Annotated in this window: 9 protein-coding genes; all 9 read left to right on the top strand. The window is 63.6% G+C overall.

Features of this window, described 5'->3' with window-relative positions; translation table 11 throughout:
• Positions 1-215 precede the first annotated feature (215 nt).
• The 9 genes from GE027_RS00805 to GE027_RS00765 all read left to right on the top strand — a co-directional run bounded on the left by GE027_RS00805 (position 216) and on the right by GE027_RS00765 (position 12,108).
• Positions 216-707, top strand: a complete 492-nt coding sequence (locus GE027_RS00805) for a chemotaxis protein CheW (RefSeq protein WP_153555261.1) — start codon at positions 216-218, stop codon at positions 705-707.
• Positions 704-2,266 carry a CheR family methyltransferase gene (locus GE027_RS00800; protein WP_153555260.1) on the top strand — a complete coding sequence of 521 codons (1,563 nt, stop codon included), beginning with the start codon at positions 704-706 and terminating at the stop codon, positions 2,264-2,266. The genes GE027_RS00805 and GE027_RS00800 overlap by 4 nt, the downstream gene beginning before the upstream one ends.
• Before the next feature lie 9 nt (positions 2,267-2,275).
• Complete coding sequence (locus GE027_RS00795; protein ID WP_153555259.1) at positions 2,276-2,905, top strand: chemotaxis protein CheW; 630 nt, start codon at positions 2,276-2,278, stop codon at positions 2,903-2,905.
• Positions 2,906-2,909: 4 nt separating this feature from the next.
• Positions 2,910-5,441: a methyl-accepting chemotaxis protein gene (locus GE027_RS00790; RefSeq protein ID WP_153555258.1), complete on the top strand. Its 2,532-nt coding sequence runs from the start codon at positions 2,910-2,912 to the stop codon at positions 5,439-5,441.
• The gene (locus GE027_RS00785; RefSeq protein WP_153555257.1) at positions 5,438-7,834 is read left to right on the top strand and encodes a hybrid sensor histidine kinase/response regulator; all 2,397 of its coding nucleotides are present in this window, start codon (positions 5,438-5,440) and stop codon (positions 7,832-7,834) included. The genes GE027_RS00790 and GE027_RS00785 overlap by 4 nt, the downstream gene beginning before the upstream one ends.
• Positions 7,835-7,848: 14 nt before the next feature.
• A complete protein-coding gene (gene cheB / locus GE027_RS00780; RefSeq protein WP_153555256.1) occupies positions 7,849-8,913 on the top strand; it encodes a chemotaxis-specific protein-glutamate methyltransferase CheB in 1,065 nt (354 codons plus the stop codon).
• A gap of 124 nt (positions 8,914-9,037) precedes the next feature.
• Positions 9,038-10,489, top strand: coding sequence for a WD40 repeat domain-containing protein (locus GE027_RS23250; RefSeq protein ID WP_237607144.1), 1,452 nt, complete (start codon positions 9,038-9,040; stop codon positions 10,487-10,489).
• Between the two features lie 273 nt (positions 10,490-10,762).
• Positions 10,763-11,707, top strand: coding sequence for a PSP1 domain-containing protein (locus GE027_RS00770; RefSeq protein WP_237607142.1), 945 nt, complete (start codon positions 10,763-10,765; stop codon positions 11,705-11,707).
• A complete protein-coding gene (locus GE027_RS00765; protein WP_153555255.1) occupies positions 11,704-12,108 on the top strand; it encodes a Minf_1886 family protein in 405 nt (134 codons plus the stop codon). Before GE027_RS00770 ends, GE027_RS00765 begins: the two co-directional genes overlap by 4 nt.
• Positions 12,109-12,535 lie beyond the last annotated feature (427 nt).

The raw sequence follows: 12,535 nt of genomic DNA, 5'->3' as shown, positions 1-12,535 counted from the left end.
CGCAAGGGGCCCGCGCAAAGTCACCGGCGGGTGTCACCGTGCGGAGTCACCGAGCGGGACCTCTCGCCGCAGGCCACCGAGCGGGCAAAACGGCAAGGCTGCAAATCGGGTTCCGGCACCCTCGCATCGGCTGAAAAACCGCGTCAGGCCCACGCCCATGGGCTACAATGGCCGGATCAATCCAGCTCTGCTAACCGCGTTGGGAGGCCGTTCGGGTGGACGTCGAAGTCTTGGTTTTCCAGGTGGCCGAGCGGTTGTACGGGGTCCGAGCCGCCACGGTGGTCGAGGTCCTGCGGGCGGCGACCCTGTCCGCCTTTCCCGATCAGCCCGACGCGGTCGAGGGCCTGCTCAGGCTGCGAGGGACCCTGGTACCGGTCTTATCCATTGGCCGCTTATTGAACAAGCGAGCGGCGGCGATGCAGCACAATGATCACTTGATCGTGGTGCAGAGCGAAGCCGACACCGTCGCGTTGTTGGTGGACCGTGCGATCGATCTGATCCGCATCCACCCGGACCAACAGGTTGCCGCCCAGGCAGAGGCAGCCGAGGCGGGCGAAGCCGATTTTGCCTGGATCGATCTGATCGCGAAAACGCCGCGCGGCGTGGTCCATGTGCTGGATGTCCCGGGCGTGCTGGCTCAACCACAGCTGGCCGGTTTGGTGCACTTGGTGGCCGCCCGTTCCGCCTCGCAAGAGGATGGCACGTGAACGAATCGGTGCGTTGGCCGGCGGAGCAGTGGGAAGCCATGCTGAGGTTTATCGACCAACGCTGCGGGCTGCACATTCGCGACGATCAACGGGCTTCGACCGGCGTCCTGATCGAACGGACGCTGCGGCGTCACGGTTGCCGGGATCTGGATCAATTGCAGACGCTGCTCCGTCGCGATGGCGACGCGATGCGAGCGTTCGTCGACGAGATGACGGTGGGCGAAACCTTTTTCTTTCGCGAACCCAAACATTTCCAGTTCCTGCGAGAGACGATTCTGCCACAGGCGAACGTCCAGCGGATCGAGGCCGGAGAACGCCAGACGCCGCGGCAGGAAACGCGTCCGATCGGGTTGTGGTCGGCCGCCTGTTCGACGGGCGAAGAACCTTACTCGCTGGCCATGCTGTGCGACCAGGGCGGGTACGCCGCGCAAACGCGAATCGTGGCGACCGACATCTCCGAACGAGCGCTCGAGAAGGCCCGCCGCGGCATCTACCGCGATTGGTCGTTCCGCGGCGATGGGCTCGAACGCGCCGGTCCATACCTTCGCTCGCGTCCCGAGGGCATGGAGTTGTGCGAGTCGATTCGGCGGCGGGTGGAGTTCCGCCGTTTGAATCTGGTCGAGGACAACTACCAGCAGGTTCTCGGCGGCGCCCTGCCGCTGGATGTGATCCTCTGCCGCAACGTGTTTATTTATTTCTCCGCGGCGACGATTCAGACGGTGGTCCAGCGGATGGCGGATTGTTTGGTCGAGGGCGGATGGCTGTTGCTGGCCTCGGCCGACCCACCGCTGCCCGAATCCCTGCTGTCAGGATCACCTCTGTCGGGATCACCGCTGTCGGGATCATCGCTGTCGGGGCGGCGGCTTTTCCAAGCCGTCAGCAGTTCGCTGGGCGTTTTTTATCGCAAGCTGCCGGTAGAACCGGCCCCTGTGGAATCGGCCGCTGCGGCACCGGCCGCTGCGACACCAGCCGCTGCGGCACCGGCCGAGCCGCGACCGGCCCCAGCACAACTCGCCGACACGGCCGCGCAAACCCCGGTGACGATTCCCTCTTCCAGCTCGGTTCCTGCCTCACCGACGCCCGCCGGCGCGTCGCTGGTCGAAGCCCCCGCACCGCTCCATCGAGCGGAGGTTTCGACAGAGCCCCGAGCGACCGAACCGGCCAAACGCATCCGCGACCTTCAGGCCCGCGTACACACCTCGCCGCAAACGGCCCTCGAGCAGTGTGAGGCCGACATCCAACGGCACCCGCTGTCGGCCGAGCTGCACTACCTGCGCGGTGTCTTACTGCTGGAGACGAACCGCATCGACGAGGCCTGCCGATCGGTCCAGCGGGCGGTTTTTTTGGATCGATCCCTGGCAGTGGGCCATTTTTTACTTGGCTCCATCCAACAGCAGCGAGGACAATTAAAAGCGGCCGGGCGGCACTATCGCAACGTCTGTGAGCTCTGCGACGCCCTGCCGCCAACCGGCCCGTTGCCGCTCGGCGAAGGCGGCACGGCGGCCGAACTGGCAAATGCCGCGCGGCGACGCATCAGCCGCCTTGAATCCGGAGGGTAACCAGCGCCCATGGTTGCGGACGAGAACCCAGCCGAACGATACCCAGCCGAACACAGCATCGACTGGTCGGCGATCAAGCATCGTCTCGAGAGTGTTGCTCGCGCCATGGACGATGCCGCCGAACTGACTGTCGACCAGGCGCGGCGGGCGATGGATCGCCGGGCCGAGAGATTGGCCCAGGTGCCGGCCTCGCAGCTGGAAGAGAGCGAGGTGATCGAGGTCGTGCAGTTCAGGATCGCCGGCGAACGCTGCGCGATTGAAACGCGGTTTGTCGGCGAGGTGATGCGGCGCGAGCACGTCACGGCGATCCCGGCCGTTCCGGCTGTCTTCGTAGGCGTGACGAATCTGCGCGGTCAGATCCTGATCGTCATCACTTTGGAGCCGTGGTTGGGTTTGGGGACGTCGGTCGCGGTGGCGTCGCAGTTGTTGGTGTTGGGCGAAGACGCACCGGAGATGGCCATCATGGTCGACCAGATCGATCAAGTGGTACGTCTGCGGCGCGAACAGGTGCTGCCGCTATCGGGCGGCATGAGCAACCTTCAGGAAATCGCTTGTGGGTGCACCGCCGAAGGCCGCGTGATTCTCAGCGGCGAGGCCTTGCTGCGCTGCGACGCGTTCACCATCGAAGAAAGTGAGTGACACCATGGGCTGGAAACAACGCCTCGAGAGTGCTTCGCTGCGACTGCAGTTCACCGTGCTGACGGTCCTGGTGATTCTGGTTTCGTTGGTGCTGATGGGGGCCCTGGCGTTCCGGCAGAGCCGGCGGACCGTCACCGATTTGACGCTGGACCGGATGGTGTCGCAGACCAAGGAGATGGTCAGCACGGTGGAGCATAAACTGAAATTTACTCGCGCCGATCTGCTCAATACGATCCAGTATCCGCCGATTCCCGGGATCGTACGTTCCCGGGACAACCCCGACCAACCGGGGCAGGACCCCGCCAACCCCGGAGCCGACGTCGAGTTTTGGATCGACAAGCTGCATCAGATCTTGGCGGCGCAAATGCAGTACGCCGAGGAGCGATTGGCGTGCAGTCTGTACGATGCCGAGGGCCGCGAGATCATGCGGGTGGTGCGCCGCTCGAGCGGTCCGATATTGGCAGAGGACCGCGACCGGCCGGTTGGCGACGAACGCTTTTTTGCCCAGGCCAAGAGCACCGCGGCCGGGGCGGTGTACGTTTCGCCGGTGATTCACGATCCGGCCGAAAACACCAGCGTCGTGCACTTCTGCACGCCTTACTTTACTTCCGCGACGGCCGGCCCCGGCGGTGAGTTCCGCGGGGTGTTCGTGATCACCATCAACGCGGACAAAGTGTTTCGCGAAGCGGTCGAAGCCGCCACCGCCTCGGCGGCCAGCCGTTCCGCCACCCAGTTGGTCGTCGAGGTCGTCGATGAACAGTGGCGATTCCTGTACAGCAACCAACACAGCGAAGCCACCCCGTTCAGCAGTGACCGCTTCGACGCGCTGCGTCCGGTGCGGGCCGAGGCGCTCCAAAAACGCGGCGACAGCGGCCAGTACCGAGCCGACAACGATACCTTCCGGCAACTGATCGAGGCCGAACAACGCAACAGCGACATCGGCATGATCGCCACCCATCAACGGATCTACTACAACCGCCCCGAAGACGACAGTCGGTTTTGGGCGATCGCCACCAGCGAGGATGCGGATACCGCCCTGGCGGCGGTCCAGTCGCTGGGTTGGTCGTTCTTGTGGATCGGGGTTGCGGTCTTGGCCTTCGCCGCCCTGGCAACCTATTTGATGGCCACGCAGTTGACCCGCGGCATCTCGCGCCTGGTCGACATCGCCGATGCCATTGCCGGCGGCGATTCGCAGGCCGAGCTGCCGGCGGCCAACGGCCACGGGGAAGTCGCGGCGCTGACCACGTCGTTCCGGTCAATGACCACCAAGCTGCGACAGCACATCGCCCAGGTCAGCGCCGATGAGGCTCGCACCCAAGCCATTCTGGATTCGTCGGCCGATGCCCTGGTCACGCTGGACCAGGCCGGAACGGTGCTGTCGGTCAACGCCGCGACCACCGCCATGTTCGGCTATGCTCCCGAGGAGATCGTCGGTCACGACGCCGCCCTGCTGTGCCGCAGGCTCTGCGATAAAGGCGGGGACCACCAGGGACGCGCGCTGCAGCCCGGCGAGGTGCGGCGGGTGGGCGAGGAATCGCAGGTAGTCGGGCGCCGCAAGGACGGCAGCGAATTTCCGGTCGCCTTGCGGGTGGCCGAGATGAATTACCAGGGTGAGGAATTGTTCATCGCCACGCTGCAGGACGTGACGCGCCGAGTGGAAAACGAACGCGAGCGGTTGCAGGTGGCCGATGCCATTCGCGACGCCGTCCAGCGTCTGGCTGCGGCCAGCCGCGAGATCCTGGCCACGACCTCCGAACAGGCCAGCGGGACGCAGCAGCAGGCCGCCACGGTTTCACAGGTCGTCGCCACGGCGGAGGAAATCGCGCAGAGTGCTCAACAAGCCGCCCAGCGCGCCGATGAGGTCGCCCAGTCGGCCCGGCACACCGACGAAGTGGGCTCGGCCGGGCGGACGGCCATCGAAGCCGCCGTGGGGGCGATGGAGAACGTCAAGGAGCAAGTCGAATCGATCGCTCAAAACATGTTGTTGTTGGCCGAACGCGCCCAGACCATCGGCGAGATCACCGCGACGGTCAACGACATCGCCGAACAAACCAACGTCCTGGCCCTCAACGCAGCGGTGGAAGCTTCGCGAGCCGGCGAACACGGCAAGGGCTTTGCCGTCGTGGCCGCCGAAGTCAAGTCGTTGGCCGGACAGAGCAAGAAGGCCACGGCCCAGGTCCGCACGATCCTGAGTGAGATCCAAAAAGCCACCAACGACGCGGTCCTCTCGACCGAGCACGGTACGCGCACCGTCGCCGATGCTAACGAGGTCATCAATCAGGCCGGTGAGACGATCAACGCCCTGGCCAGCACCCTGGCGCAATCGGTTCGCACCGCCAGCCAAATCTCCGCTTCGGCAGCCCAGCAAGCCGCCGGCGTTCGCCAATTGACCGATGGTGTCCACAACATCGATACGGTTACCAAGCACAGCGTCGATGCGATTCGGCAGATCAAGGAGGCTGCCGAGAACCTGGCTGGACTGAGCAATGAATTGGCGTCGTTGACGGAAGTCCAGGAGCCGAACCTTGCCCAATGAACAATCAAGAACTCGCAAAACTATTGATGGCTACGTTCCTCGAAGAGCTGCACGAACATACGGGCTGCTTGGGACGGGAACTGCTGGCCATGGAAAAACCCCAGTCCGACCAGCAGCGACAGGAATCGATCAACCAGATGTTCCGGGCCGCGCACAGCCTGAAAGGAGCTGCCGCGGTGGTCAGCGCCGAACCGATCCGCACCGCCTGTCACGTGATGGAGGATTTCTTTAGCGAGCTCCGCGACGGCCAACGCGATCTGGACGAGTCGATGACTTCGACCATGTTGAAGACCGTCGATGCCATCGAGGAAGCCGCCGGGCGACTGCGTTCGGAAAAGCCGCTCGAGGAGGCTCCGCTGCAACAGATGATCCCCGTGCTCCGGCGGGCGGCCGACGAAGGGCGGGCGAGCGACGAAGAACGGGCGACCGACGAGGCGCGGGCGACCGACGCCGCCGCCGAGTCGGCCACCACCTCGCGGCGTGTGCCACGAGCCGGGATCGGCGCCGAGGAACTTGAAGAGCAAGCGGCGTCCCCCGATGGGGCACCGCTTGAGGTGTCTTCCGGTTCGCCCGCGGACGCGGCCGACCGGGCGACGACCGAGGCCGGCGTCACCGCGACCGCCGCGCCCAGCCCACCGGCGCCCCGCGGCGAGGGGCACGCCACGGTTCGCGTAGCGGCGGAAAAGCTCGATACCTTGTTGGCGCACAGCGGCGAACTGCTGGTCGCTCGGGGGCGGTTCGCGTATCGCGCCGAGGACGCCAACGAGTTGCGGGAGACCGCCAGCGAGCTGCGCAAACGCTGGCGCAAATCGCATGCCTTGGTCCGCCAGACATTGGCCGCGGCCGACGCTGCGAGCGAGGACCACCAATTGGTGCAGCGCAGCGAACGGTTTCTCGCGGAAACCGAACAGATGATCGGGCGGCTGACGACGCGTTTGGAAAAGCTGGCCGGAGGCATCGAAGCCGACAACCGGCACCTGAGTCAGACCTGCGAATTGCTGGACGACGAGATCTACAACGTGCGGATGTTGCCCTTTGCCTCGGCGTGCATCGGGCTGGAGCGGATCGTTCGCGATATCGCCGGCAGCAGCGATAAGAAGGTCCACTTGGATCTCGCCGATGTGGAGGTCGAAGTCGATCGGTCGGTGCTGGAAGGGTTGAAAGATCCGCTGATTCACCTGGTGCGCAACGCCGTCGATCACGGCATCGAACCGATCCAGCAGCGATGTCAAAGGGGCAAGCCGCCCGAGGCGACGGTGCGGGTTGCGGCGCGGTTGTGTGGCGGTCAGGTGGAAGTCGTGGTCGAGGACGATGGACGCGGCTTCGATCTGGAACGCATTTGCGAAACCGCGCGGCGCCGCGGTTTTGAGATCCCGGCCGATCCCCGCGAGCAGGCTCGGTTGGTGTTTGCGCCCGGGTTCTCCACGGCGACGATGATCACCGACATCTCCGGACGCGGCGTGGGCCTGGACGTCGTTCAGAACCAGGTCGAGTCGCTGCACGGGGCGGTCGATGTTGCGTTCCAGCCCGGCCAGGGAACGCGTTTTACGCTGGTGGTACCGCTGACGTTGACCACGATTCGGGCGATGTTGGTAAGCGTCGGCGCCCAGTTGTTTGCCCTGCCGACGCCGTCGGTCGAGCAGGTCGTGCGTTTTGACTACCAGGATATCAAGGCCGTCGGCGGCAGCGACGTACTGATCCTGAACCAAACGCCCACGCCCCTGGTTTCCCTGGCCAGCACGCTGGGCGTAGAGGCTCACAGCGGGCGGCCGGGCAAACGGCTGGCCGTCGTCCTCTCGGCCGGAGAGCAACGCGTCGCGGCGGTGGTCGAAGACGTGCGCTGCGAACAGGAGGTATTGGTCAAGAGTTTGGGGAGCCGCATTCGGCGGCTGAAACATTTTTCCGGATGCACGTTGTTGCCGTCCGGGCGGATTGCGTTGGTGGTCAACGTCACCAATGTGATCCGGACCGCACTGGGAATGAAAACGCGGTACATCGCCAGCAACGAGGCGCCCGAGCCCCAGGGGGCGTCGCTGCGAGTACTGGTGGTCGAGGATTCGGTCACCACGCGGACGTTGATGAAGAACATCCTGGAAACGGCCGGGTACGAAGTCGACAGTGCGGTCGACGGTCAGGAAGCGGTCGAGAAACTTGATCAGCACACCTACGACGTGGTGGTCAGCGATATCGACATGCCGCGGATGGATGGGTTTACGTTGACCGAGTGGATCCGGCAACGCGAAGACCTTGCCGAATTGCCCGTCGTGCTGGTGACGGCTCGCGGCAGCGACGAAGACAAAACGCGGGGCATCCACGTCGGTGCCAACGCCTACATCATCAAAGGAACGTTCGAGCAGCAGAATTTGTTGGAAACTGTTGGCCAACTCGTTTAAGGACGGCCCTCGCCATGCCTCGTATCTTGATCGTCGATGATTCGCCCACCGCACGCGAAATGCTGGCGGCGATCATGCAGACCGACCCGGACATCGAAGTCTTGGGGTTTGCCATCAACGGTCGCGAGGCGGTGGCCAAGGCCAAGGAACTGCGTCCGGATCTGATCACGATGGACGTAAATATGCCCGAAATGGACGGCTTCGAGGCCACCAAGGAGATCATGATCGAGGTGCCCACGCCGATCATCATCATCTCCTCTAGCGCCCGGACCAAAGAGGTGGGAACCAGCATGCGAGCGCTCGAGGCCGGCGCCTTGACAGTGATTTCCAAACCCACCGGTGTGCTGCAGCCGGACTTCCATCAGCAGGCTCGGGAAATCATTCGCAACGTCAAAGCCCTGGCCGATGTGATCGTGATCCGTCATCGCCGCCGGCGCGACACGGCCACCAGCGTGGTTCGCGAAATGACCGCGGCGATGCCGCCGCCGGTGCGGACCCAGCGGCGCGACGTTCGCTGTGTCGGGATCGTGGCCAGCACGGGTGGTCCGCCGGCGTTGGCCCGCTTGCTGCGACCCTTGCCCGCAACGTTCCCCGTGCCGATCGCCCTGGTCCAGCACATCGTGCCGGCCTTTGGCGACGGGTTTGTCAGCTGGCTGAACAGCGTCGTCGAGCTGCGCGTCAAAATGGCGGAAGATCGCGAGCTTTTGCAGGCCGGCACGGTGTACGTCGCCCCGCAGGATTATCACTTGGCCGTCGACCGCGGGGGCCGCGTATGCCTGTGTGATGAACCGGAAATCGGCGGCTTTCGGCCCGCCGGAGATTATCTGTTTCGTTCGCTGGCCGAAGCTTTCCAGGATCGCGGGGTCGGCGTCATCCTGACCGGCATGGGACAGGACGGCGTGGAAGGTCTGCGAGCCCTGCACGCGCGCGGAGGCCAGACGATCGCCCAGGATCAGGACAGCTGTGTGATCTACGGGATGCCCCGGGCGGCGGTCCGCGAGGGCGTGATCGATCATCAACTGTCCCTGGAACAGATCGCCGCCCACCTGGCGCGCTTGCCCAGTACTTGCCGAACCTGAGCTGCGCCTGCCGCGTGGGGGGCCGCGGAGGCTGGAAAGCAAGAAAACTGGATCGGCGGCTCGGCTGCACTTAGAATGGCGGGTCGGTCACCGCTACTTCAAGTTTTTTCCACGTGTGGGTGTTATGAAACAATCCTGTTTGATGTTCCTGGCCACGTTGTTGGCGTCTGTACTCGCGACCCCCTGGGCCACCGCGGAGGACGCGGCCACCGCGGAGAACGCGGCCACTGCGGAGGATGCGGTCACCGCGGAGGATGCGGCCAGCGGTCCGGCGGCGGCTGGCCACTGGGTAACGTCGATCGTCTCGCTGGGCGAGGGCGACCAGATCGCTTTTGCGACCGCTCAGGGCCTGTTGCTGCGCGAAGGCGAAGTCCACATCGCGCCGGCAAAGCATCCCAACTACAGCCGCGTCGCCTACACCCAGCCATCGGCCGTGTGGGCCGTGGCCGCATCGGCCGATGGACAGTGGTTGGCCAGCTCGGATTATCGCGGCAATTTGGCCATCCACCAGGTTTCCAGTGGAGAAACCACCCACCACGACCAGGCGTTGGAGCGGTGGACACGAGCTCTAGCGTTCAGCCCCGATGACAAGTTTCTGGTCGGCGGAAACGAGGCCGGAAAGATCATAGTCTGGAACCGAGAAACGGCGAAGGTGGAAAAGACCCACGAGCTGGAACCGCAGGCGATCATGGACGTGCGGTTTTCTCCCGAGGGAGATCGCTTGGCCGTGGCCGATGGGGCCGGGCACGTACACCTGCTAGCGTGGCCGACGCTGGAAGCACAGAGCCATGTGGAAGTCAGCGAGGATCCGCTGTGGAGCGTCGCTTTTACGGCCGACGGGATCCTGGCCGGTGCTGCCGACAACACGCTGTACCGTTTGCAGCCTGAGGGCGAAACCGCCGCAGCGGTCGATCAACTGAAAGACTGGGTCGTGGCGGTCGCCGTCAGCCGCAGCCAAGTGGTGGCCGCCGGGGAACTGAATGGCCGCGTCCAGATGTTCACGGCCGACGGCCAGACCCTGGGCCCGGCCGCCGATTCGCCCAGCGGCGTGTGGACACTGCACTGGACCGCCGATAACACCCTGTTGGTGGGAACCCGCAAGGACGGCATCCAAATGATGCGGCAATCCTGGGACTGGGTCGAAGCAACTCCACCCCCCGCGAAGCAAGAACCGGCTGAGGAACAAGCCGCTGAAGAGAAACCCGAAAAGGAGATGACGGCGGAGGAAAAGCCAGCCGAGGAAAAACCGGCTGAGGAAAAACCGGCTGAGGAAAAACCGGCCGAGGAAAAACCGGCCGAGGAAAAGCCAGCTGAGGAAAAACCTGCTGAGGAAAAACCGGCTGAGGAAAAACCTGCTGAAGAAAAACCGGCTGAGGAAAAACCGGCTGAGGAAAAACCGGCTGAGGAAAAACCGGCTGAGGAAAAACCGGCTGAGGAAAAACCGGCCGAGGAAAAGCCAGCCGAGGAAAAGCCAGCTGAAGAAAAACCGGCCGAGGAAAAGCCAGCCGAGGAAAAACCTGCGGAGGAAAAGCCTGCTGAGGAAAAACCTGCGGAGGAAGAAACGGCTGAGGAATAAGGGACCGTTCGGAAAGACGACGGGGGCCTCGGCCAGAATCGCGGAGCCGGGGGATGCGGTAGCGTCTGGGGCAACCCGGGATGATCCTGGGCTGGCTCGGTGCTCGCCGTCGAGGTCGGCTGTGGTAGAATGCCACCAGCGTAGCTCGGCTGTCCCAGCCGAGTCTCGTTGTTCGCGGCTCGGAGAGCCGTGCTACTTTCAGAGCCGTGCTACTTTCGCGGGCTGGAAGCCCAGATCACGGGTTCCGCGATTACTACGAATTGATTCCGCCAGATGAGCACTGAACAGCAGGTCGACGAGGAAGCGTCCGAGCAACGCCGGGCGGGCAAGTACGTGGTCCGCTGTGGGGCGATGCGCTCGTTGTGCGTTTGCCGGGCCAAGGCTCCGCTGCGTTATGGCCAGCGGGTGATCGCGCGGACGCCCCGCGGGATCGAACTGGGCGAAGTGCTCTGCCCGGCCACGCCTCAGGCCGTCGCTCACCTGGATCGTCCGCCGGAGGGCCAGGTGCTGCGGCTGTTGACGCCGGAGGACGAGAACGAATTGGCTCATCTGCACGCTCGAGCCGAGGAAGAATTCCGGCTTTGCCAGCGGGCGATCGACGACCTGCAGCTGGACATGCAGCTGGTGGACGTGGAACACTTGTTCGGCGGCGAACGGGTCGTGGTGTTCTATCTGGCAGAGAACCGCGTGGACTTTCGGCAGTTGGTCAAACGGTTGGCCGGCGAGTTCCAGACCCGGGTGGAGATGAAGCAGATCGGTGTCCGTGACGAGGCCCGGTTGTTGGCCGACTACGGTGATTGTGGCAAGCCGGTGTGTTGCAACACGCATCTGAGCAAGATGCCGCCGGTGTCGATGAAGATGGCGAAACTGCAGAAAGCCACGCTGGATCCATCCAAAATTTCTGGACGCTGCGGTAGACTGAAGTGTTGCTTGCGGTATGAGTATGATACGTATGTGGAAATGAAACGCGAGCTTCCGCCGGTGGGCAGTGAAGTCGTGACGGCCGATGGCCGTGCCAGGGTGTTGGGACACGAGATTTTGGCTCAACAAATCCTGGCGGAAACCGAGGACCATCGCCGCGTCTTGATTGCCCTGGCTGATGTACTGAGTGTCACGCGGAAGCCTGCCGGTGTCGCAAAGTCCAAACAGGTGAAAACCAAAACCAAAACCAAAACCAAAGACAATCCAAAACGTCGCCAGCAAGGAAACAAGGAATGAGTGCGATTCACCCGATCAGCGAGTTACTCGATCGTGATCGTCGCTACAAATTGGAGGCGTATCAGTTTATCCGCGAGTCGTTGGCCTACGCGCACGACGTCCTGCGACTGCACGAGTTGCCGGCGACCGACTCGCCGGAAGCACGTCACATCACGGGCCAACAACTGTGCGAAGCCTGCCGCGTGTACGCGCTCGAGCAGTACGGATACATGGCCAAGCTGGTGTTGAATCGCTGGGGGCTCCACGAGACCAGCGACTTTGGCGAGATCGTCTACAACCTGATCGCCATCGAGCAGATGAAGAAGAGCGACTCGGACCGCCGTGAAGATTTCGACGACGTGTACGATTTCGATTCCGCCTTCGAACCCCAGTTCACCGCGATCGCCGCCGACGAAGTCTAGCAGAGTCGCCTTTCGCTCCGCGAAAGTAGCGAGAGTCGCCTTTCGCTCCGCGAAAGTAGCTAGAGTCGCCTTTCGCTCCGCGAAAGTAGCAGAGTCGCCTCCTTACAGGCTGGAAGCCTATGCCACAGAGTAGCTACGGTTCGTGACCGTGCCGGGCAGATGAGGCGCTGCGACGCGTTGCATGTCGCTCCGGTGCAAGTATCTGCCCCCTCACCCCCGACCCCTCTCCCCCAAGGCTTCACTCGCTGACGCTCGCGGCGCCTTGGGGGAGAGGGGAGGAAGCGAGTTTATGGCTCCCACTCGCTACTCGCCACTCGCCACTCGCCACTCGCTACTCGCTACTCGCTACTCGCTACTCGCTACCAGCTACTAGCTACTAGCTACTAGCTACTAGCTACTAGCTACTAGCTACTAGCTACTAGCTACT

This window comes from Roseimaritima sediminicola (assembly GCF_009618275.1).
GTDB classification, from domain to species: Bacteria; Planctomycetota; Planctomycetia; order Pirellulales; family Pirellulaceae; genus Roseimaritima; species Roseimaritima sediminicola.
The sequence above is the reverse complement of the archived record's forward strand: the minus strand, read 5'-3'. Positions and strand labels throughout refer to the sequence as shown.